Genomic DNA, 22,120 nt, shown 5'->3' on the forward strand with positions numbered 1-22,120 from the left:
TATCCCCTCTTTTCTCAAAATGAAAAGCGTTGTAAATCTGTACGGACATCCCTCCTCCCTTTTTAATGCCAAACAATGGTATTATTCTCTTTCACACAATGAAAACCCTTTCATTTTTTCGCGAATTTTGCAGTTTTTTTCCGTTTTTTCTATTTTTATTTTCGGTTTCTATCCTATTGCATACATCTGATAGGAAAGAACAAGCTATTTCTATACCATTACTTATACGGAGGAGTTAGAAATGCTGATAAAAATCAACAAGCAGATTGAAAATATTCAAAAGCATAGTAAACCTTTTCACACTATTGATGATCTCGCCCCACTAATTAAAAAAGCAGGAAAAGCAAAATATGTCTTGCTTGGGGAAGCAACACACGGCACGTCAGAGTTTTATTCCCTTCGAGCTGAAATTACGAAAAAACTGATTGAAGACCACGGTTTTTCTTTTGTTGCTGTTGAAGGAGACTGGCCCTCTTGCTTTGAGGCTAATAGTTATATTAAGAATCGTTCAACAGCCGATCGGGCAGAAGATGTGCTAGGCCATTTTAACCGCTGGCCGACTTGGATGTGGGCCAATCAAGAAATCATCCCACTCCTTGAATGGCTCAAAAACTACAATAGCAAGCAAGATTCAGACAAAATGGCAGGTTTTTATGGCTTGGATGTCTACAGTCTGTGGGAATCTATGGAGGCCATTATTCAATATCTGCAAAAAACAAATTCGCCACATATTGATAAAGCTTTAAAAGCGATTGAATGCTTTGAGCCGTATAATCGGAAACCACAAACATACGGAATGTCAGCTGCTCTTTTAGGGGAAAGCTGCCGACAGGAAGTGCTTGACGTGCTGCAATCCATCCGCAAGCACAGTGAGTCACATTCAGAGGAGCAGCTAAGTCTTGAAATCAATTCATTAGTTTCCAAAAATGCCGAAAACTATTATAAAACAATGATTACAGATGACCAGGAATCATGGAATATCCGAGATCATCATATGGTTGAAGCATTATCAAACATCAGCAAATTTTATGGCAGTGAATCAAAAGGAATTATCTGGGAGCATAATACCCATATTGGTGATGCCCGGGCAACAACCATGGAGTTAGAAGGCTTAGAAAATGTCGGTCAAATCACTCGTGAAAAATTTGGCAAGGAAAACATCTTTTCAGTCGGGTTTGGGACATATACTGGAACGGTGATTGCTGCCGAAAAATGGGGAGCCCCCTTTGAAATCATGCCGTTGCCAAAAGCAATGCGCGGCAGCTGGGAAGAGCTGCTGCATCGGGCAGGTGCGCATGATAAATTCCTAATTTTCACAGATGAAAACAAGCATCTTTTTGAAGAACGAGTCGGACATCGAGCAGTTGGTGTCGTGTATCATCCTGAATATGAAAAATACGGCAACTATGTGCCCTCCAGCATTTCCGAACGTTACGACAGCTTTATTCATGTAGATAAAACGCAGGCTCTCTCCCCTTTGCCTGTTCAAGTAAAAGAAGAGTAACCTAAAGAAAAGGGAGCAGTTGTCTGCTCCCTTTAAGTGATGGCTTATTTTCTTCTCATAAATGTCATGATAATGGCGATCACTGATATAACAATCGCAGCAATGGATAAGATTGTGCTAGTCGAAGAGCCAGCTTGGTCCTCATCACCTGCATCTGCTTCATCCGTTTCAGCTTCATCTTCATGTGTGTGTCCGTGGCTGTCTGTTGTTGCTGTTGAAGCAGCAATTTCTGTCACAGAGTGCGGTAGGTCTGCATCCTCATCCCCAGTCCATTCAACGATGCTTCCATCTGTATAGTATTGGAATGCATCCCATGCAACGTCCCCTGCTTCAGCAGGATTTTGCGCAGTAAAGCTGAATTGGCGGTATTCGCCCGGTTTAATCGCTGCATCATCATTTGCAGCCTCCCATGTAACAGTAGTTACTTTATCATCATCATTAGTCTCTGTAGTTACATTCCAACCCTCAACAGGCTCATACATTTTAAAATCTACAGTATCAGGAATCTTGATAGCAACTTTATTTGTATTAATATCCTTTTCAACAGGTATTTTAACCGTATACGTTTCCCATGCCTCTGTTGTAGAAGAAGTAGGTTTTACGGTAACATGTGCGCTCGCTGGAAGTGCAATGAAGAAAACTGCCGCAAACGCGACTAAAAACGCCGTTAGCTTTCTTTTCGTATGTATCATGCTTTTAACTCCTTTTGTTCTTTTTTTCACAAGTGCTGGCAACTAAACACTATGCGAATAGTAATAAGTCCTTTTATCTTAACAGAATTATAAAGCGCTTCACATTAAAAATGTGTCTGTTTTGTGAATAATTCATCATGACCATTTTTGCCAAAAAGTTTATTTTTAAAACGCAGATTTAAATAACATCTATTTTTTGCATTAACAGTCACATAACTGTCACAAATTAGTAATTTCCTCCCTTAAAAAACAGCCAATATTTGCAGTAAGCTTGTAGTAACTACATTCTTTAGAATCAGGTGATGGATATGCAACTAGGGCAAAAAGTAATATACAAACATAAAATTCATTACTTTTTTTATGATCACGGCAATGGCTTGTGGGAAATACAAGATATCGTGACAAAATCGATTATTCTTGTAACATGCGACGCTATCATTCATCGGATCAAATAAAAGTTCTTCTAAGCAATTATTTTTGCTGTATATAGGAAAAGCTGTATAGTATATTTTGAAAACATTTTTTTGTAAAAGGAGTCTGGGGGATATGAAGCTGACTGGTAATACAATCCTGCTTACAGGAGGTGGCTCAGGTATAGGACTTGCCTTTGCCGAGCGCTTTCTGAAACGAGACAATACAGTCATTATTGTGGGCAGAAATGAAGCAAAATTAGAGGAAGCAAAAAAAGCGTATCCAGGACTTATAACGAAATCCTGCGACTTGACGGATGAGCAGTCCCGGATTGATTTGGCTCAATGGGTTCTTACAGAATACCCGTCTTTGAATGTTTTAGTGAACAATGCGGGTATCCAGCAGCGAGTAAATTTAAAAAATGCAGCAGAGTCATGGAGCTATTATGAAAAAGAAATCACTTCTAATTTAAACGCTCCGATTCATTTGACACTGCTGCTTGCAGACCATTTAATCAGAAAAGACAATGCAGCAATCATGAATGTCACTTCTGGACTGTCTCTTACTCCAGGTGTATGGGTGCCGATATACAGTGCTACAAAAGCAGGTTTACGGTCCTTCACAAAGTCGTTGCGCCTTCAATTCGAAGACGCTGGTGTTGAAGTAATCGAAGTGCTGCCGCCAGCTGTCAATACAGATTTAGGAGGGGCGGGACTTCATACATTCGGTGCTCCGCTTGACGATTTTGCGAATGGAATTTTTGAAGGATTAGAATTGGGCTTAACTGAAATTGCTTACGGAGGAGCTGCTGATCGCCTTCATGCAACCATTAAAGAAAATGATGAACAAACAGCGAAAGTTTGGGCTGGTTTTAAGCAAAACAATCCTGACTTTTAAAAGGGGCGGACAGCAGTGTTGCTGTCCTCTTGTTATTTCCTGCAAATACAAATCATGTTCTGGCTGCCGTTTTTTAAAGGGGTTTTGTTCCAATCCTCATATATAGCAACCATTTCAAGCTGATGACTAGCTAACAGTCGTTTCAGCTCCTGCGGGTACACATAGCGTAGCTTAATATTCGTTCTGCTTTCTTTTTGCACTTCCCCGTTTTCCTTGATAAATTTACGGATTGTTACATAATGCTGAATTTGTCTTACACCATCATAATGGCTGATGGTAGAAAGCTGAACGGACAGACCGCTTTTGTGTTCTTTATATGTTTTCCAATATTCCTCTGTAACAGGCTGAAGCAATTCTTCTTTGCATGGAAATCTGGTATCAAAGATGAAATAGCCTCCTTCTTGGAGGGAAGCTGTGACACATTTGAGCAAGTTATCCTGATCTTCATTTGTCAAAAAATGCTGAAAGGAATTGCCGACCATGTACAGAAGCTTGCTTTTTTCTGCTAGTTTAAAGTCCGTTAAATCTGCATGCAGCCAATTAATTGATACATTCCGCTGAGCGCCTTTCTCCTTGGCGCGGTTTAGCATATTCTTTTGGATATCAATGCCTGTCACCGAAAACCCTAATTCTGCCAGAGGAATGGCAGTTCGTCCTGTTCCGCATGCAAGATCAGTTATTGGGCCACAGACAAGCTTGGCATATTCCGATAATAACGGCAGCTCTGGTTTATATGCTTCATTTTCCGCGTCGTATCGTTCAGGGTTTTCATATTCTTCAAAATTGCTCATCCGGCTTCCCCTCCCTTAGTATAAGTTTCTATCTGATAACCTATCACCCATTATCCACCACCTTCATAAAGTATCGGTAAAGGAGGGGAAAATGACAGTGTATCGTACAACAAGATTGCATGGGGGCGCACCTGTAGTAGCAGGTGTACATGTTGCACCCGTAGCCGCACACATGCCTGGAGCATTGACTGGCTTTGTGGCACCAACCTCAGGCTTCGGTGCAGGTAATCCAACTATTATTTATCCATATAAGCAGTTTCCTGCCTATATGAGTCCAAACCCATTTTACCATTATTATCCTTACTATCCACCGTATTATCGCCATTAATCCATAACAAAAAAGCATTTCGTATATAGAACGAAATGCTTTTTTTGTTTAGACAATTGGTGCTTGTGCTGTATTTTTCGGCTTTCTCCACCCAAGCACAGTTATGCTTAAGCCGCCGACAGAAAAGATTATTCCGGCAATACTCAGTACTAATTCTCCGATATTCTTCTCACCTGCTGCTCCAGGACCATTTGTGCCATTCATGGCAGGCATATTTCCTCCCTGACTTGGATCAAAACCAGAAGTTGTGCTGTCAGTAGAAGCTTCTGTATCTGTTGTGCTTGTATCTGTGCTTTGTACTGTATCAGTACTTGACGTGTCGGTACTGCTTCCATTCATTTGCATACTTGGTGCTTGTCCTCCCATCTGTGCTCCATCTGGAACAGATCCTGAGCTGAAGTAAGATGTGATTCCTAGTACTGATTGTGCAAGCAATAATAGCATAGCGGCAATTACGGCGAAATGTTGTAGTTTTTTCATTTATTTTCTCTCCTAATTCATAATGTAGGTTCATTATGAGTTAAGAGTCTTAACTTTTACTTAACTTTTTATTTTAGAATAATCCTCTGCCGATAAAATTAGGATTAACTGGCGCTATTCCTAGTTCACGGGCCCACACAGACAACTGGCCGATATGATGAATCTCGTGGGCGATACAATGGTTAATAATTTCGCCTCTTGTAAATGTCTCCTTATTCCATGGTACTTTAATATGCTCATGCAGGTCTTTAGCAAGCTGTGCTGTCAGTATCTCCTCTATCTCCTGCTTCATTCTATCCGATAATGTCTTTACCTTCAAAAGACTGTTATAGTCAACCAGCGTAAACTCATCTGCATTCTTGCCGCTAAGAGCTGCTATCCAGCTATATTCTACATCGATAATATGAACGAGTGTTACGAGAATTCCTTGCACTCCTCCCGTTCTTTTCTGGAGGAGCTCTGCTTCCGGCAAGGTTTCACACCACTTCAGCCATTCATCTCGCACTTGCCAATTATATTGGAATAATGAATACATCTGTTCTCCTTTCTTTTCCTCTAAAGTTTATGATCTGTCAACTGGAATCCATATTTCTGAATAATAATCTTCACTATCCGGCTTTCCTTCTCCATACACTTCAAGCTGTGGGGAGTTTGTTTGGATATAGCCGCTTTTCGGGAACCACTCTGCATATATTTGCTTCCACGTGTTTTGCATACTATGAGGCATTGGTCCATGTACCTCAAACACAGCCCACTTTGATTGTGGAATAGTGATGGTTTCAAATCCTTCTGCCTTGTCTTTCGTTGTGGCTACTGCAATCCAGTAATCCATATCTTTAGTTGAGCTAGTAATCTCCGCACAAATTCCCAGTATCCCTTTAACACAACCATCATTCCATTCTGCAAGGGAATCAATCGTGCCATCACGATTAGCTTCCTCCCAAAAAAGCGGAATTCCCTTCAGGTTCTCTCCCTCTTTATACGAATAGGACTGCTTTTTCCCAATTGCTTGAAACTCATCCATATGGACAATCTTTACATTCATTGGTTCTGCTCCCTTCAAAACGATTTGTATAGCAAAAGGATTGTAAATCGTAAGCTTCCCCTTTCCGCTGCGGATAGCGCTTGGTGTTATTCCGTGCTGCTTGCGAAAAGCCTTCGTAAATGCCTCAGGAGACTCATAACCATATTTGATTGCTGCATCAATCACTCTTAAATCTTTATTCATCAACTCCTGCCCGGCAGCAGACAACCGCCTTCTCCGGATATACTCTCCGACAGTTGTGTCTGTCAGTACAGAGAACGTCCGCTGAAAGTGGAATGAAGACAGACAAGCCTGCTTAGCAATTTCTGCTGTCGAAAGCTCTTCATCAAGATGATCCTCGATATAATCCAGCGCCTTTTGCAATCCTTCCAGCCATGTCACTTACATCACATCCTTTTATTTTATATTAGCTTTTTCTGGTATTTCCCTGCCTGTTTTTTCTTGCTTTCCGCTAACAGATTGTAATCTTACTACACTTCTTTATTGCTGTTCCTTTTTCCTCCCCTTATTTAATAACAGGATTTATAAAAACAAAAAAAGCCCAGTAAAAACTGGACTTTTTCGTAAATTACGAGCTTCCTCCGTCACCGCCACAGCTGCCACCATCCCCGAAAGATGGACCACAATCATTGGAAGAATGAAAGCTATGTCCTCCATCATGGAAACCATTATTAGGTAAGTCCCAAGGCGTATAGCTTGCATGAGAAGATCGGGAACGCTTGGATGCCTTTGAGCTGTTCGTAAATAGAGATATAACTGACAGAATAATGACTAACAAGATAACAATATACATAATTTTCAGCCTCCTTTTATTGTTATACGGATTAACTGTTCATATAGTTTCAACTTTTTCACCAAAAATGTCAAAAGCTGCCTGAAAATTTTCCGGCAGCTTTTACTTATTTTGGATTAGATGAAGTTTTTACTTTATTTTTCCTTTGCTTTTGCACGAAATAAAGGCCGGCTGTAATTACTACGATGATCAGTACGATTAAAATCGGATTAATATCGGTTGACAAAAAGCCGTATGGTATTAAAGACAAAACAAAAAAGTACAAAAAGTTACCGATAGCTGTTCCTGTTACAAACCCTTTAAGAGAGATAGTTGTTACTGCAGCCAATATATTTAATATGCTTGTAGGGAAAAGCGGAAATATCCGTGCATAAAACACATAATGACCACCTTTATCCTCGATCTTCTTAAGTGCTTCGCCATGCGCTTTTTTTTGGACAAAATCCTGAAACCAATAGCGTACAGCTATAAATACAACAACTGCCGCAATAATACTTGATACCCAGCTCCAAAGAAATCCATAAAAAAAGCCAAAGGCATAGTAATTAATGGTAATGACAAGAATTAACGGTATGATTGTAAAGCTATTTTGTACAATCATGATAATTAAACTTAAAATAAGTGCATAAATCTCGTTATTTCGATAATAAGCTGTAAATTCCTCCAGCTTCCCGTTTCTGATTGCATGAAAAATTTCGAGTTCATATAACAAGAAACCGACCAGTAACACCGTTCCGGCAAAAGAAAGTAACTTCCATAAATTTTTTATAAGCTATCACCTTTTTCATATTTATATGGCCGGCTCCGCCAACCGGATACCGCTAAACGCCTAGGTTATGGTGTTTCGGCCAAATCTTTTAGCACTTTATTGTCTGCTCCCTCTTTACCTGTTAAACAGGCAAAAATAAACATGGATAATATATCGGTTTTATTATATTTCGGCAAATTCCTTTACAATTTGATTAAATTTGCCAAATATGCAAGATATGGTATTTAAAGAAGCGTATAATTGTCTGTAATCCCAAAAGGAGGTAATCCTATGGCTATTTTATTAGACACAAATTTAGGCCAGAAAGATACGGAGCTTTATATAACCCGTACAGAAGATGGACGAGTTATAGTAGCAATTCCAACCATCCATTGGTCTGCAGAGTTACAGCTAAGCGATGACGAAGTGAAACAAAATGAATATATTCAAGCCTCTCTTCAATTTCACATGTATGAAGGCGACATAACCGAATTGGCTGATAAGATACTTGAGCATACTGCAAAATGCTAACATATTTTTTTCTTTTTCACCACCTCCAAAATTACTGACTTTAAGGTTGCCCTTTTCCTTTGGACGAATGGTTCGACTTCTGCTACTCTATGTATATCCCATTTATTGTTTGAAGGAGTATTAAATATGAGTTATCTATTTACAAGTGAAAGGCTTGGCTTCCGCTTTTTGACTGATGAGGACCTAAAAGCATGCGAGTCATTTTGGGGCAGTGAAGAAGTTATGGCTTATACAGGTGGAAGCATTGAGGCAGCCTTACTGCCGCAAGTTATTCATTTCTATGAACAAACACACCAGGATTTTGGTGTTTCTGTATATGCTGTAGAAGAATTAGCGACAGGACGAATCATCGGTGCAGCAGGTTTTGATTTAGAAGCAAAATCAGAGGACATCGAGCTTATCTTCCATTTTATTAAAGATGTTTGGGGGCAAGGATACGGAGCTGAAGCAGCTGTTGCTTGTATTCAATATGCAGCAGAAGTGTATGAACCAAAAAGTATCATCGCCAAAGCAAGTGTTGAAAATAGACATGCTTTAAATGTTCTAGGCAGAATTGGCTTCTCTTACTTAGGAATTAATTATTCAGAAGACATCGAACAAGATGAGGCACTTTTCCAGCTTGTTTTGTAAATCACTTCTATAGGATGAGCACACATCTTGTTAAACACTGCTGATGGTGTGCTCTTTTAAGGTTTTTAGTTATTACGATTTATTTACTGTTTTGTTACACTGCACCTGATTCCTTGACTATGCCTAATTTACTGCACTACAATATGTAGTGTGAGGTGCAACTATCATGAGAATTAATAAATTCAAAGTGCATGAAAAAGGATTAAATCGTTTTTTTGGCCCTTTAGAAGCCAAAATTATGGAATTGCTTTGGGAAAAAGATGAGCTTTCCATAAAAAAGGTGCAATTATACTTAGAACCTGACAAGACTGTAAGCTTTAATACCGTCATGACGGTCATGAACCGTTTAACTGACAAAGGATTTTTGCAAAAGCGCCATGAAGGGAGAACATCCCTTTATTCGCCGATTCTCACTAGAGATGACTTCTTAAATAAGCAATCAAAGGAGCTTACACATGAGCTGATGGATGAGTTCGGATCTAGTGTCGTTGTCAACCATATGCTTGATGCACTGCAAAATGTCGATGAAGGTTTAGTAGCAAAACTGGAACAAAAAATAAAAGATTTAAAAAAGGATCGATAAGATGACGAGAAATTATGCTATTGGCCTGCTGCTGATCAGCATAATGATTAGCAGCAGTATTCTTATTCAGATGATTTGGTATATTTATTCGCTCACAAGTAATTTTGACGTTGGTTTTAACTTGTTCCAAGCTTGCCAAGCGCTGTTTGAAATGTTTGGCGTTCCATTTCTAGAGTATATTCTCCTTGCATTTGTCTTATTTACCATCCTGCATTCTCTGTGGTTCTGCACCATACAGATAAAAAAGCTGCACAACCTTAAAAAGAAAATGAGTGGATTGGCAATAGAAGAGTTAAGCCGTAAATGGAATAATCGGTATGAGACAGACCGTATTCAAGTCATCCAATCTGAACAGCCTTTTGCGATTACAATTGGGTTTTTTAAGCCAAAGATTGTCTTGTCAACCGGCTTATGGGAAATTCTATCTGATGAAGAGATTGAGTCTGTGATTTATCATGAATTTCATCACTTAAATCAGTTAGACCCAGGAAAAACCTTTATTATGGAGCTTTTTGCGAAGGTGCTTTGGTTCCTTCCTATCTTGAAATGGCTGGCACAGCAATTTTCAATTGTTCGAGAAGTACTCGCAGATAATTATGCTATTGAAAAAAGCGGACAGCGCCTGCATATATCAAGCGCCCTTTTGAAAATGATTAACAGTACGCAACTAAAACCGGCAAGTTTTGTTTCCTTTGCAGATGGCTCTGTAAACTACCGTATTCAAAACATGATTGAGCCAAATACTAGCAATCGAATTAAATGGCCGCTATTAAATGCTGCTGCATCCCTATCTATTTTCGTCCTGCTTAATGCAATCTTCGCACAATTGCTGCGCTACTAATTTTTTTTAAGCTATTACACTACACAATGTAGTGTATCTAATCTATTTAATATACACACTGCTGTTGTGGTGTTTTATATACAATAATTATAAGGAGGCAAATAAAAATGAAAAACGCAAATATCGGAATCGCTATTATTCGAGTAGTTTTAGGTGCGATATTTTTCGCTCATGGACTGTCTAAATTCCAAGGAGGACTGGAAAATACAGCTGGCTTCTTCAGCAGTTTAGGTTTACCAGGCTTCTCTGCTTACATTGTCGCTGGTATAGAATTAATCGGCGGTGCTCTTATTATTCTTGGTCTTGCTACAAGAATCATTGCTGCATTATTTGCTGCTATCATGGTAGTCGCAATTGCAACAGTTAATCTGCAAAATGGATTTGTCGGCGGATATGAATTCGATTTGGCTTTGCTTGCAATGTCTCTGCTATTAGTTTTAAATAAAGAACAGGCATATGCTGTAGAAAATGTTATACTATCTAGTAAGAGGAAAGAACAGAATGTTTAAAAAGCTTGGTAAATAAAAGGAGAAGTCATTGTGGCAAAAACGAAGAAAAAACAAAATAACATGCAATCTAAAAAAAACAAGCCTTCTAGTTTCATTTATTGGATCATCGGTATCGTTGTCGCATGTATCGCAGGGCTTATCATCTTAGCAAATTTGCCTGAAGAAGGCTTTGATTTTGATTATGACAATCAGCCTGTTATAGGTGAAGAATCAGCGAGCGTGAGCATCGTTGAATTTGGGGACTACCGCTGTCCTGTCTGCAAAAACTTTAACGAGTCCTTTTTCCCAGTTTTAAAGGAAAACTTGATCGACACTGGAAAAGCTAAATTCTATTACATGAACTATCCGTTTATTCATGCAGATTCTACGACTGCTGCCTTGTACGGCGAAACTGTTTTTAATGAACTTGGTGATGAGATATTCTGGAAATTCCATGATTCTGTCTACGCTAATCAGCCTGACAATGAAACAGTCGAAACGTATACGGAAGAATTCTTAACAGACCGTTTGAAGGATGCTGGTGCATCTGATGAAGACGCTACGAAAGTAACAGAGGCCTTCCAAAATGAAACATACAAAAGTTCTCTCCAAGATGATATGGATGATGTGAAAAGCTTGAACATTACTGGCACGCCATCCATTTATGTTAATGGAGTAAAATTTGAAGGCAACAGCTATGATGAATTATTGGAAATGGTCAATGAAGCAGCTGAAAAGTAAGAATCGTTAGAGAGTACATTCGTACTCTCTATTTTTTTATCCAGGCAGCTTCCTGCATTTGCCGTCTACCATTTGATAAACTCCCCTGCCTTCGGTTGTCGCCAATCTGCCATTATGAAAATACACCCCTGTGTTTTCATCGATTCCGTAATGAATAGAGGATGGATGCTTTGCTGCTAGTTGCTGTAAATGGCTTTCCTCATCCCACTCTGAAAAATGAACTGCTAAAAAAATATTTTCTAATAGTCCGATGCCCTTTCTTTCGACAAAGGCATTCTCTCTATTGTCTTTAGCTGATATGCTTGTTTGTTGTGGACTGATTAAAGCTCCTGCTGAAAATCCCGCAACTGGTACTCCTTGGTCATACACTGCTTTAATAGCGGCACCTATTGCTGTATCGACAATATAGTCTGCATAACGGTCAGTCTCTCCGCCGCACAGAATGATACCTCCGCTTTTTTTGATTTCTGCTACTGCTTGTTTCTCTTGAATAGTTGGCAGCGGAATATAGGAAAATCTGTCATGACCACTTGCTATTAGTCGCTTCGTATAGTTAGGCATAAAAGATTGCCAATCTTCCCGTTCTACTAAAATAATAGCAATCGGTCCCCCGCTAGTCAGCTCGATATACTTTTCAGCCAATTTGTCTGTAAAAGGCGGTCCGCTTCCGAAAGCAAAAAAATGACGGTTCACTATTTTCACTCTCCCTCTTAAAAGCCTGCTTAATGGTCTTAAATTTTTTGTATCTCTTTAGCGATAATGACAGAAAGTTCAAATTGTTACATGCACTACTGCTGCATGCCGCAGCAATAAAAAAGCCTTTCTCTTATAACGAGAAAGGCTTAAGTTGTTATTCTCCTAAGTCAACATTGTGATAAACTTGGCGAACATCCTCTAAATCTTCTAGAGCATCTATCATTTTTTCAAATTTTGCCTGTGCTTCTTCATCAAGCGTTACATCACTTTGCGCAAGCATTGTTAATTCTGCTACAGTAAACTCTGTTACACCTGCAGTCTTAAATGCTTCTTGCACAGCATGGAATTGGTCTGGCTCTGCATAAACGATAACAGAGTCTTCTTCTGCAATAATGTCACGAACATCTACATCAGCTTCCATCAATAACTCTAATACTTCTTCTTCTGTTTTGTCCTCAACACCAATAACCGCTGTTGCGTCAAACATATAAGCAACAGATCCGCTCACACCCATGTTTCCGCCGTTTTTACCGAATGCGGCACGAACATCTGAAGCTGTTCTGTTTACATTGTTTGTAAGAGCATCAACGATTACCATCGATCCGTTCGGACCAAATCCTTCATAGCGAAGCTCATCATATATTTCTTCTGATCCGCCCTTCGCTTTTTCAATGGCACGATCAATGATGTTTTTTGGTACACTATATGTTTTTGCGCGCTCTAGAACTACCTTTAACGCTTGGTTTGATTCTGGATCTGGCTCGCCTTGTTTTGCTGCTACATAAATTTCACGGCCGAACTTTGCATATATACGGCTAGTATTTGCATCTTTTGATGCTTTTTTCTCTTTAATGTTATTCCATTTACGACCCATTTTGAACACTCTCTTTCTGGTTTTTCCATCCATTATCTATTATAGATAACTTCTGGGCGGCACATCAATGCCTATAAGCGTTTTTTTAGTAAATTTCTTCTTTCAAGCAATGCTAAATCATTGCTAAGACGAATAATATTATACCGCAATTTAAACGATTTCCGCAATAATCCTTGAATACCAATGATTAGAAGGATTCTATCCCCTTACGAGGTAACAAAAAGAGTAACCATCTACTTTTTAAATCCTTGGAGTACCTTTTCTTCATTTTCGGGTAACCTATCCAAATAATAATTCATGGTTGTTGTCGCCTTCGCATGACACAATCGCTTTTGAATCGTTTTAATATCTATCCCTTGGCTTAGTAGCCACATTCCATGACTATCTCGCAAATCATGTACTCTAATGTTTTCTAATACCTCGTTTTCTTTCGCTGTCTTATTCCACTTCTTTACTAAAGTTGTTTTCCAACAATTCCATCTTGTCGGTGTATACATTGTCCCATCACACATAAATATATAGGGTATGTCTCCAAATATATCACGTTGTTTTTCACGCCATTCTTTCAACATTTCTATAATTTTCGGGGTTAATTTGACCCAACCTGTACTACTAGCTGTTTTTGTTCCATCTTTTGTACTTGCCGACCAGTTTTCCTTATTTCGGTAATAGAGAGTGCTATCTACATAAATAGACTGATTATCCCAATCAATATCCGTCCATTTTCTTGCCATCATTTCTCCTATCCGTAAACCAGTGAAAAATAAAAAGTAGAATCCTGTTCTTTTTAAACAACCAAGATAGCTATTCCCCTCAATAACAGACAGAAAGCGTTGAAACTCTTCATATGTCCAATATTGAACTTTTTTTTTTTGTTATTTGCCGCAACCCCTTGATATTTGGGCGATATTCTCCTTCACTACATCATGTTCACATGCTAAATCATAAATCTGCCCTAATGTACTTAATACTAGATTGAGAAACATAGAGGATAATGGTTCTCCATGTGAATTCTTCAAATCCATCAAGTAGCTTCGGAAATTCGCAATATCTTTTTGTTCTATCTCTTGAAACGTTTTTCCCTTAAAATATCTTTTTATATGACGACAATGACCTTTTTTTTGCTGATAAGTTCCTTTTTTTAAACCTCGCTTAAAATGAGGAAGAACAACATTTTCTACAAATAACTCAAATGATACCTTTGATGTTTCACTTTTAGATAGCCTTGGAACAATTCAAGTAAAGATTTTTCACCGTTCACATATGTTAGAAAGAAGTGATGCGCTTTTTCGCGTCTGAATAAGGTTTCTGTTCGTATCTGTGGTGATAAATCCTTCTTTCTTATCCCTTGCTTTTTTGCAAGCTTTGCTTGTTTGTCGTAGAACTTCAAACGGTCATCGGCACTTGGTGGCTTCAAATATAGAGTAGATCCTGTTTGTTTATCTCCGTAAGGGAGGTAACTTGTACTTCTTCCATAAACGAATTGTTTCTTTTTGCAAATTCTAGTGAGTTGTATAGGTGTAAAAAATGGTGTTTGATTGAAGTCATCTATGGCTACATCAATTCGTGTTATAGTCACCCTATCTTCAAAGATTAGTAGATTTTTCATGAATGTTTTGAAAGATAGCTTTTTTTGTTTCAACCATACCTCCCGAAGAAACTCACAGGCACTACCACTAAGAACAATCATTTTATCTGTATATACTTCCTCAAGGTAATCGTAGATACGAATATCCCCGAACCGATAGCAACAGTCATAGTTGTAATGTTGCAACCTCCCTTTTTCAAGCTTGAAATATTCTTCTGGTATACCCAAAATATTGCGAGCAATATTTTTAAGCTCCATTCCAACTGTTTGAATTTGTAGCCAATCGACAACCGCAATTAATCCTTTTCGTGTTGCAATTTACATCACCCCCTTTTCATTTTTTAATTTCTTAGTTTTTACAAAAACTCACTTGCTGTAAACGTTGATATACCAACATTTACAGGAGATTCCAACTAGTGTTAGAGGGTGGTGTTGAAAAATTTCCGACCGCCTACGCTTCCCACAGATTTTGGGGCTCTGTGTTTAGCACTCGCCCCAGATCTGTGGGCTTGTCGTTCTCAATTTTTCCGTCCAAATAACCCTTTACGCTTAGGCTGTTCCTCTAGTTGTACTAATCGCTTTTCTAAGCTATTTATAACCATTTTGAGTGTTCTATTCTCTTGATAGACATGTGTGATTTTTACATTTACTTCCTGTTCCCAGTCTATAAAGGAGAGTTCCAATAATTTAACACGCTCATTCAATGGTTTAGGTAGTTCTCTTTCGCTCGCAAAAGCACGTAAATTAAATTTTTTACGAAAAGTTTAAAGAGGGAGAGAGAAAAATTATGATGAAAAGAGTTAGAAAATTGGTAATAGTATTACTTGTTGTACTATCAATTGGAGGTGCCTTATCTCCAACTAGGTCGTATGCAACTGTTACAATAACAGATGAACAGTTAGCATTAATTAATATTAGTAGTATAGTTAATCAAGAAGACATTTCAGAAGAGGATGTTGCAGTACTCGAAACTGAGCTTGCAAAATTAGGTATAGATGCAGCATCATACTTTACTCTTGAAGATTATGAAAGTATGGCTTTAGCTAGAGGATATGGACAGACGCATAACTTAGGAGGAGGCTGGAGAGCCAGAGTAGATAAGCCGCATACTGGAGAGAGATTACCTCATGTTCATGTGGAGAACAATAAGGGAGTTAAAGGGGCAGAAAGCGTATTGGGTACAAAATCCCATAAAAAAACAATGAGTTCTTCTGGTATTCCAAATAGTGTCCAAAAAAAGGTAAAAGGATTGAAAGATTATAAGAAGGGGCAAGAAGATGCAAAAAAAATCCAAAAGGCAAAATCCCAAATAAAATCAAAGAATCTAAATTTAAAAAAGACAACCGATATAATTATTGCTATTGGTATATTTGTAGCAGTGGTAGGATTAGTTATATTTGCGACTAGCTCGATTGCAGCTTGGGGAGCATTCTTATTATTGATTTAAAAAGGAGGATTTTTTTTGCTTAATAAACGATATTATCTTCAGCTAGAATTAAATATGAGTCAACATATAATTTTTGCAATCAACGAGGAGAAAAAAGGATGTGGTCGATTAATAGGGTATTTATATCTTGAAGATTTGAAAAGAGCCGGTACCCCAAAAGACTTCGAATTCTTAAATCCTGTTTTTTTAGAGGATTGGGATGATTTTCGTAATTTAATTGTGGCGAGAGTCATTACATATGAAAATATATCTGCTGAAGAAAAGGAAGAGTTGCTGTTCCTTGCTAGTACTATGATTGAATTTAAGCCAGCAGTTAATCATAAAGTAGAATTTTTTATTTCAAAGGAATTAAGTGCTTTTTCTGAAGACTATTTGAAAGAGAATTGTATGAAAGATAATATTCCTATTTACCAATGGATAATAGAGAACATGGCTGAAAATCCTATTAATCTAGAAAAAATAACAGAAGGTTCTTTGAATTATTTATCTCAAGATTAAACATAAATTTTAACAGTAGGCTATCTTTCTCTTAAAATTTAAAAGTGAAGGGTAGCCTACTGTTAGTTTTTGAGGTAACATTTGGGTAACAATCCATCTATCTTCCCACTTTTCCCACTCATTACAAATGAAGTAAAATCCCTTTATATCAACGGTTTTTCTTTTAATTGATACTATTATATTCTTATACCGCAATTATAGAATTTGTTCATCTATCTGGACTAGGATTGTTCATTTTTAAATAAAATTACTCCACTACTTGCGTTCTTGATTTCTTTTAGCAGCAATAAATGGTACAGTTAAGTGACAACTGTAAAGGAGCAATAGACAATTATGATTGAAGTAAAAGTATCTCCATTAAGTGATGGGGAATTCAACAGAGGTGTTTTCGCTACGGAAAACATCAAAAAAGGTGAGCTAATCCATAAGGCTCCCGTCATTTCTTATCCGAATGAACAGCATGAGCATATTGAAAAAACACTGCTTGCCGATTATGCCTTTGAATATGGAATAAATCATACTGCGATATTACTTGGCTATGGCATGCTGTTTAACCATTCTTACGAACCAAATGCTATTTATGAAATTAATTTTGACGAGCATACATTTGATTTCTTTGCTTATAAGGATATTACAGCAGGAGAAGAAATATTAATTAATTATAATGGCGATGTGGATGATAAAGAACCGCTTTGGTTTAACAAGTAAAAAAAGCAAACCTTCATTAACTTGAAGGTCTGCTTTTTTTTATTAGCGTCCGTCCACGATTTCTTTAAAGATTTCGTAGGAGCGGATTTGCTTTTTAAGATCATACATGTAAGAAACGGCCATAATCTCATTAACATTATACTTCTCTTGGAAGCTTTCAAGCTGTTCCTTGACGGATTCTTTGCTGCCGATAAATGCCATGCTGGACATGGAGGTTGCCATTTCTCTTTCCATTTGGCTCCAGATTGCGTCCATGCTTTCCACAGGCGGGCTTAACGGTGTCCGTGTTCCTCTGACAACATTTAAGAAAAATTGCTGCATCGTTGTTGCTTCTTTTTTTGCTTCCTCGTCTGTTTCTGCAGCAATAACATTTAAACAAACCATCATATATGGTTCAGCTAAGTAGGCAGATGGCTGGAATCTTCTTCTGTAAATGGAAATCGCTTCTTCCATCTGTCTTGGTGCAAAATGGGATGCAAATACATATGGCAATCCTAATTGTGCAGCAAGGTAGGCAGAATCAGTGGATGAACCAAGAATGTAAATTGGAATATTTTTATTTGCTCCTGGGTATGCGCGCACATAGCCTTGCTCTTCTTCAGGACCGAAATATGTCAGCAATGCCTGCACATCATCTGGGAAGGTATAGACAGAATCATGAGCGGACCTTCTTAATGCACTGGCTGTTTTCATATCAGTGCCCGGTGCCCGGCCAAGACCTAAGTCCAGTCTGTCTGGGTAAAGAACAGCCATTGTGCCAAACTGCTCTGCAACAACGAGCGGAGAATGGTTTGGTAGCATAATGCCCCCAGACCCAACTCTGATTTTCTTCGTGTGTTCTAATGTATGTTTAATTAAAAGAGACGTGGCAGAGCTCACTAATGTTGGCGAGTTATGATGCTCTGCGATCCAGTAGCGTGAATAGCCCATTTCTTCTGTTGCTTGTGCTAAATCAACCATTGCGTCAATTGCTTCTTTTTCTCCCTGCCCAAGGCGAATTGGCGCCAAGTTCAAGACAGAGACTGGTATATTTATGTTAGACATTGTAATAATCCTTTCTGACAATAGATTCTATATTATAGTAACAATTTCCCCAACTGAAAAAAACTTATTTGCTTATAACGCTTAAAATGCAAAAAAGAGAGAGTCACCTCTCCCCAAATAAACATTATGTTATGATAATATTTTCGTTTCATCCATCCTCGCAAACACTTTGTGGCATAAGCTGTAATGCAAGAGTGCGGCGGTGCTGAAGAGGATGATGCCTGTAAACGGAATATAAAAGAGAATAACACTGCATAAACCGAACATCGCCAGAATCAAGACAGTTATATGAATATTCATCATCGACAGCAGCAAGGAATTTCTTAAAGCCGCCTTTATCGGCAAGCGATAATGAGAAATCAGCGGAAAGATATAGAAAAATGTCGCTAAAAAGAGGAAGCTGACCAATAATACTGGAACGGTCATTACTATTTTCATAAAGGTAGCATCTTGGTTTAAATAAAAGAAGTTAAAAAACAAAATGCTTAGCAAAACGGCCATAATGGCACCAATCGAGATGCTTTGCTTGAAGTTCTCTTTAAAATAATGAAAATAATTGCGGACAACACTATTATCTTCGTTGACTTTCCACTGCCTGACGACACTGTACATAGCGCTCGTAGCCGGTGCGATTGTAATGATCGGGATGCAGGACAAAAGCCAGAAAAGATTGAGGATGAAGAGATTCGATAGTTTATCAATTACACCATAAAATTTACTGTCGATAATATTCATAGCAACAGCCTCTTTTCTTTGAATTTTGCTTTAGGTTGATTCTCCGGCGATAAATCTGTACGATAGCTCTGTTGTCTCTGTGCCTATGTAACTGCCATTTTCGATTTTATGAACAATGCTCTCGACTGCTTTATAACCGATATCCTCCACAGGATATTCAATCGTCGTGAGCGACGGTGTAATATATTTGAGCACATCAATATTATCAAAGCCCATTACTCCTACATCTTCAGGAATCTGGTAGCCTTTCTTTTTTAAGAAACGCATCACTTCTAGGGCGTATAAATCACAGGAGCAAACGATCGCTGTCTTGGCCTGACTGCGAAAATCAATTGTATCTAAGTCTGCAAGATAATCATTATGTCTAATAATTTCTGCTTCTGTCAGATTTTCCGCAGACAATGCCTCAAGGAAGCCTTGGAGCCGCTCTTCTTGTGTGTAAATATTAGTCAGCCCTGCGTATTTTAAAGGAGGCGAGATATACATAAACTGCTTATAGCCTTTACTGATAATGTGACTGACACCATTTCTCATCGCTGCCCGCTCTGGTATGCCGATATATTCCCAATCTGCCGACAGGTAATTAAAAATCGTAACAATCGGAATCGACAGTCCCTGCAGATACTCCTCGAACTCCTTACCTTTATTGACCGAGAAAAGGATGATACCGTCGACTTTATGATTGGCCAAATACTCAATGCATTGCTTTTCATTTTCCATATCCTTATCTGTGAGTGCTATGTATAAAAAATAACCGTATTGCCTTGCCCTCAGCTCGACTGCGTTTAACAGCTGTGCAAACGAGCGGTTGTACAAATCAAACAGCACTATCCCAAGTGTCATTGTCCGCCCCTTTACAAGGCTTCGCGCTGTGAAGTCTGGACGATATTTCAATTCCTTTGCTGCCTGTAACACCTTTTGCTTTGTTTTCTCTTTTATACCCGGACGATTGTTTAATGCCCGGTCCACAGTGCCTGAAGACACCCCGCAATGCTTGGCGATATCCTTGATAGTAACCCTCATAATGCCTCCATTTTATCTCCTTGCAGCCTAGGCATTCTGTTAGAAGGAATGCCTGGCATACTCGGAAACTATGCAAATAATTGTCTTTTATATCATTCTATTATACATATAATTCCATTACATTTCTCCTTATCTTTATTATTAGTGATCGTCATGAACAACTGCCTCTATCAGCCTTTCACAGAACCAATCATAACCCCTTTTTCAAAATATTTTTGAATAAATGGGTAGATAATTAAGATTGGCAGTGTGGACACGATTATGACACCATATTTAATCTGATCTGCATATTTCTGTGCATAGCCGCCGGCAGCACCGCCTGAGCCTGCTCCTTCAGCAAATACCTGATTTGATAGGAGAATATCTCTTAAGACGATTTGGAGCGGCTGCAGACTATAATCTCTTATATAAATTAAGCCTGTGAAGAAATCATTCCAATGGCCAACCAAATAGTAAAGACCTACAACAGAAATAACTGCTTTTGAAAGCGGCAGCGCTATCTTCCCGAAAAACTGAAAATGTGTACAGCCATCCATTTGTGCTGCTTCAAACAGTTCTTTCGGCAGTGAGCTTTCAAAGAAGGTTCTTGTAATAATCAGGTTGAACACATTGACTGAAAACGGCAGGATGAATACCCACATATTGTTGATTAAACTTAGCTCCTTCATCAATAAGTATGTTGGGATAAGTCCGCCATTAAAGAACATCGTCACAACAAACACAAACATTAAAAAACGTCTTGCCTTGAAATCCTGCCGTGAGAGCACGTATGCTGCAGGCAATGTAAACAGGAGATTTACAAATGTTCCTACAACCGTATAGATAATCGTATTTTTGTAGCCGATCCATATTCTTGAATCATTAAATATCTCTTGATAACCGAATAAGCTGAAGCCTTTCGGATATAGAGTCACTTGTCCTGTGGCAACTAAGGTTGAATCACTCACAGAGGCGATGACAACAAAATACAATGGATAAGCGACAAGTAAGAAGATAAATACACATAAAATCAAAATGATCGTATCAAAAACGATATCACTCTTCGTTTTGCCTTTTGTGCTGAATAACTTCATGACTTCCCTCCTACCATAAGCTTATATTGGAAAATCTCTTGGCGATATAGTTCATGGCGATCAAGAATACGAAATTGATGAGCGTATTAAAAAGCCCAATCGCTGCTGAATAGCTGAACTGATTCGAGATAATCCCGATTTTGTATACATATGTCGCAATAACTTCCGAGACTGGGAGGTTAAGAGGGTTCTGCATTAAAAATATTTTCTCAAATCCGGTGTTAAGAATATTCCCCATACTTAAGATGAACAAGATAATCATGGTTGGCACAATCGCCGGCAAATCTACATATCTGATTGTCTGCCATCTGCTGGCTCCGTCGATTTTAGCAGAATCATAGAGCTGCGGATCAACACTTGCCAGGGCTGCTAAGTAAATGATGCTGTTCCAGCCTGCATGCTGCCAAATATCAGAAAGAACATATACAGGCACGAACGCCTTTTCAGAAGCGAGGAGGTTAATGTCCCAGCCGAAGGTCGCCAAAATATGGCCGACCACTCCAGAGTTTGGCGACAATAGCACATTAAGCAGGCCGACCATAACTACAAGGGAAATGAAGTGAGGCAAATAAACGGTCGTTTGAATTGCTTTCTTCCATCTTTTCCAAATCACTTGATTGATAATAAGAGCAAGAATAATCGGTGCAGGAAATCCAAGGATGATGGTCGCAAGACTGATTACAACAGTGTTTTTCATCAAGTCAGCAAACATGTAACTGTTGATAAATTCCTTGAAGTAATGAAGACCGACCCACTCACCGCCAGTGATTCCCTTCGTAAAGTCATATTCTCTGAATGCCAATTGCACGCCGTACATAGGGATATAATTAAAGATGAAAATGATGACTATAGCAGGCAGAATCATAATCCACAATTGGTAATCTCGCTTCAAGCTCTGCAAGATATTCCGTTTTTTTGTCGGCTTCGATTG

The 22,120-nt window shown here is 38.6% G+C and carries 28 protein-coding genes and 1 pseudogene; 12 read left to right on the forward strand and 17 right to left on the reverse strand.

Features of this window, described 5'->3' with window-relative positions:
* The first annotated feature begins 244 nt into the window (after positions 1-244).
* Positions 245-1,504: an erythromycin esterase family protein gene (locus tag M3600_RS19270; protein ID WP_251647165.1), complete on the forward strand. Its 1,260-nt coding sequence runs from the start codon at positions 245-247 to the stop codon at positions 1,502-1,504.
* A gap of 44 nt (positions 1,505-1,548) precedes the next feature.
* Here M3600_RS19270 and M3600_RS19275 read toward each other — a convergent pair whose 3' ends face one another.
* Entirely contained in the window at positions 1,549-2,196 is a 648-nt protein-coding gene (locus M3600_RS19275) for a YcnI family copper-binding membrane protein (protein WP_251647119.1), read from the reverse strand.
* A gap of 546 nt (positions 2,197-2,742) precedes the next feature.
* On the opposite strand from M3600_RS19275, the gene M3600_RS19280 reads away from it, so the two are divergent.
* Positions 2,743-3,504 carry an SDR family oxidoreductase gene (locus tag M3600_RS19280; protein ID WP_251647120.1) on the forward strand — a complete coding sequence of 254 codons (762 nt, stop codon included), beginning with the start codon at positions 2,743-2,745 and terminating at the stop codon, positions 3,502-3,504.
* A 32-nt stretch (positions 3,505-3,536) separates the two neighbouring features.
* On the opposite strand, the gene M3600_RS19285 is transcribed toward M3600_RS19280, so the two are convergent.
* Positions 3,537-4,295 carry a class I SAM-dependent DNA methyltransferase gene (locus M3600_RS19285; protein WP_237941270.1) on the reverse strand — a complete coding sequence of 253 codons (759 nt, stop codon included), beginning with the start codon at positions 4,293-4,295 and terminating at the stop codon, positions 3,537-3,539.
* Positions 4,296-4,386: 91 nt separating this feature from the next.
* On the opposite strand from M3600_RS19285, the gene M3600_RS19290 reads away from it, so the two are divergent.
* A complete protein-coding gene (locus M3600_RS19290; protein WP_233314180.1) occupies positions 4,387-4,623 on the forward strand; it encodes a hypothetical protein in 237 nt (78 codons plus the stop codon).
* Positions 4,624-4,671: 48 nt separating this feature from the next.
* Here M3600_RS19290 and M3600_RS19295 read toward each other — a convergent pair whose 3' ends face one another.
* The 5 genes from M3600_RS19295 to M3600_RS19315 form a co-directional block, all read right to left on the reverse strand.
* Entirely contained in the window at positions 4,672-5,103 is a 432-nt protein-coding gene (locus M3600_RS19295; protein WP_251647121.1) for a hypothetical protein, read from the reverse strand.
* A gap of 73 nt (positions 5,104-5,176) precedes the next feature.
* Positions 5,177-5,638 (reverse strand): DinB family protein, encoded by a 462-nt coding sequence (locus M3600_RS19300; RefSeq protein ID WP_233314182.1) that lies wholly within the window; start codon positions 5,636-5,638, stop codon positions 5,177-5,179.
* 27 nt (positions 5,639-5,665) lie between these two features.
* Complete coding sequence (locus M3600_RS19305) at positions 5,666-6,529, reverse strand: AraC family transcriptional regulator (RefSeq protein WP_237941269.1); 864 nt, start codon at positions 6,527-6,529, stop codon at positions 5,666-5,668.
* Between the two features lie 187 nt (positions 6,530-6,716).
* Positions 6,717-6,941 (reverse strand): hypothetical protein, encoded by a 225-nt coding sequence (locus M3600_RS19310; protein ID WP_251647122.1) that lies wholly within the window; start codon positions 6,939-6,941, stop codon positions 6,717-6,719.
* A gap of 106 nt (positions 6,942-7,047) precedes the next feature.
* Positions 7,048-7,671 carry a TVP38/TMEM64 family protein gene (locus M3600_RS19315; RefSeq protein WP_233314185.1) on the reverse strand — a complete coding sequence of 208 codons (624 nt, stop codon included), beginning with the start codon at positions 7,669-7,671 and terminating at the stop codon, positions 7,048-7,050.
* Positions 7,672-7,980: 309 nt separating this feature from the next.
* On the opposite strand from M3600_RS19315, the gene M3600_RS19320 reads away from it, so the two are divergent.
* The 6 genes from M3600_RS19320 to M3600_RS19345 all read left to right on the forward strand — a co-directional run bounded on the left by M3600_RS19320 (position 7,981) and on the right by M3600_RS19345 (position 11,503).
* Positions 7,981-8,220, forward strand: coding sequence for a YueH family protein (locus M3600_RS19320; RefSeq protein ID WP_251647123.1), 240 nt, complete (start codon positions 7,981-7,983; stop codon positions 8,218-8,220).
* A gap of 126 nt (positions 8,221-8,346) precedes the next feature.
* Complete coding sequence (locus M3600_RS19325) at positions 8,347-8,850, forward strand: GNAT family N-acetyltransferase (RefSeq protein ID WP_233314187.1); 504 nt, start codon at positions 8,347-8,349, stop codon at positions 8,848-8,850.
* A 166-nt stretch (positions 8,851-9,016) separates the two neighbouring features.
* Positions 9,017-9,433: a BlaI/MecI/CopY family transcriptional regulator gene (locus tag M3600_RS19330; protein ID WP_233314188.1), complete on the forward strand. Its 417-nt coding sequence runs from the start codon at positions 9,017-9,019 to the stop codon at positions 9,431-9,433.
* Between the two features lies 1 nt (position 9,434).
* Complete coding sequence (locus tag M3600_RS19335; protein ID WP_251647125.1) at positions 9,435-10,274, forward strand: M56 family metallopeptidase; 840 nt, start codon at positions 9,435-9,437, stop codon at positions 10,272-10,274.
* 107 nt (positions 10,275-10,381) lie between these two features.
* The gene (locus M3600_RS19340; RefSeq protein ID WP_233314190.1) at positions 10,382-10,783 is read left to right on the forward strand and encodes a DoxX family protein; all 402 of its coding nucleotides are present in this window, start codon (positions 10,382-10,384) and stop codon (positions 10,781-10,783) included.
* A gap of 30 nt (positions 10,784-10,813) precedes the next feature.
* Positions 10,814-11,503: a DsbA family protein gene (locus M3600_RS19345; RefSeq protein ID WP_233314191.1), complete on the forward strand. Its 690-nt coding sequence runs from the start codon at positions 10,814-10,816 to the stop codon at positions 11,501-11,503.
* A 36-nt stretch (positions 11,504-11,539) separates the two neighbouring features.
* On the opposite strand, the gene M3600_RS19350 is transcribed toward M3600_RS19345, so the two are convergent.
* The 5 genes and pseudogenes from M3600_RS19350 to M3600_RS29235 form a co-directional block, all read right to left on the reverse strand.
* Positions 11,540-12,196: a Type 1 glutamine amidotransferase-like domain-containing protein gene (locus M3600_RS19350; RefSeq protein ID WP_233314192.1), complete on the reverse strand. Its 657-nt coding sequence runs from the start codon at positions 12,194-12,196 to the stop codon at positions 11,540-11,542.
* Positions 12,197-12,353: 157 nt separating this feature from the next.
* Positions 12,354-13,073: a YebC/PmpR family DNA-binding transcriptional regulator gene (locus tag M3600_RS19355; RefSeq protein WP_251647127.1), complete on the reverse strand. Its 720-nt coding sequence runs from the start codon at positions 13,071-13,073 to the stop codon at positions 12,354-12,356.
* Between the two features lie 233 nt (positions 13,074-13,306).
* A pseudogene (locus tag M3600_RS19360) lies at positions 13,307-13,909 on the reverse strand (site-specific integrase); the annotation flags it as partial.
* A 39-nt stretch (positions 13,910-13,948) separates the two neighbouring features.
* Positions 13,949-14,308, reverse strand: a complete 360-nt coding sequence (locus tag M3600_RS29400) for a phage integrase SAM-like domain-containing protein (protein ID WP_396953828.1) — start codon at positions 14,306-14,308, stop codon at positions 13,949-13,951.
* The gene (locus M3600_RS29235) at positions 14,251-14,979 is read right to left on the reverse strand and encodes a replication initiation factor domain-containing protein (protein WP_311315942.1); all 729 of its coding nucleotides are present in this window, start codon (positions 14,977-14,979) and stop codon (positions 14,251-14,253) included. Before M3600_RS29235 ends, M3600_RS29400 begins: the two co-directional genes overlap by 58 nt.
* Before the next feature lie 469 nt (positions 14,980-15,448).
* Here M3600_RS29235 and M3600_RS19370 point away from each other — a divergent pair, with 469 nt between their 5' ends.
* From M3600_RS19370 to M3600_RS19380, 3 genes are all read left to right on the forward strand, one after another.
* Positions 15,449-16,108, forward strand: coding sequence for a hypothetical protein (locus M3600_RS19370; protein ID WP_251647131.1), 660 nt, complete (start codon positions 15,449-15,451; stop codon positions 16,106-16,108).
* A 15-nt stretch (positions 16,109-16,123) separates the two neighbouring features.
* Entirely contained in the window at positions 16,124-16,606 is a 483-nt protein-coding gene (locus M3600_RS19375) for a hypothetical protein (protein ID WP_233314197.1), read from the forward strand.
* Positions 16,607-16,939: 333 nt separating this feature from the next.
* On the forward strand, positions 16,940-17,314 hold the full coding sequence (locus M3600_RS19380) for an SET domain-containing protein (RefSeq protein ID WP_233314198.1): 375 nt from the start codon (positions 16,940-16,942) through the stop codon (positions 17,312-17,314).
* A 42-nt stretch (positions 17,315-17,356) separates the two neighbouring features.
* On the opposite strand, the gene M3600_RS19385 is transcribed toward M3600_RS19380, so the two are convergent.
* From M3600_RS19385 to M3600_RS19405, 5 genes are all read right to left on the reverse strand, one after another.
* Positions 17,357-18,358 carry an LLM class flavin-dependent oxidoreductase gene (locus M3600_RS19385; protein ID WP_233314199.1) on the reverse strand — a complete coding sequence of 334 codons (1,002 nt, stop codon included), beginning with the start codon at positions 18,356-18,358 and terminating at the stop codon, positions 17,357-17,359.
* A gap of 129 nt (positions 18,359-18,487) precedes the next feature.
* Positions 18,488-19,093 (reverse strand): YesL family protein, encoded by a 606-nt coding sequence (locus tag M3600_RS19390; protein WP_233314200.1) that lies wholly within the window; start codon positions 19,091-19,093, stop codon positions 18,488-18,490.
* 30 nt (positions 19,094-19,123) lie between these two features.
* Positions 19,124-20,116, reverse strand: coding sequence for a LacI family DNA-binding transcriptional regulator (locus M3600_RS19395; RefSeq protein ID WP_233314201.1), 993 nt, complete (start codon positions 20,114-20,116; stop codon positions 19,124-19,126).
* Positions 20,117-20,286: 170 nt separating this feature from the next.
* Entirely contained in the window at positions 20,287-21,189 is a 903-nt protein-coding gene (locus tag M3600_RS19400) for a carbohydrate ABC transporter permease (protein WP_233314202.1), read from the reverse strand.
* 10 nt (positions 21,190-21,199) lie between these two features.
* Positions 21,200-22,054 carry an ABC transporter permease gene (locus M3600_RS19405; RefSeq protein ID WP_233314768.1) on the reverse strand — a complete coding sequence of 285 codons (855 nt, stop codon included), beginning with the start codon at positions 22,052-22,054 and terminating at the stop codon, positions 21,200-21,202.
* Positions 22,055-22,120: the final 66 nt, after the last annotated feature.

This window comes from Niallia sp. MER 6, assembly GCF_023714395.1.
Taxonomy (GTDB): Bacteria; Bacillota; Bacilli; order Bacillales; family Cytobacillaceae; genus Niallia.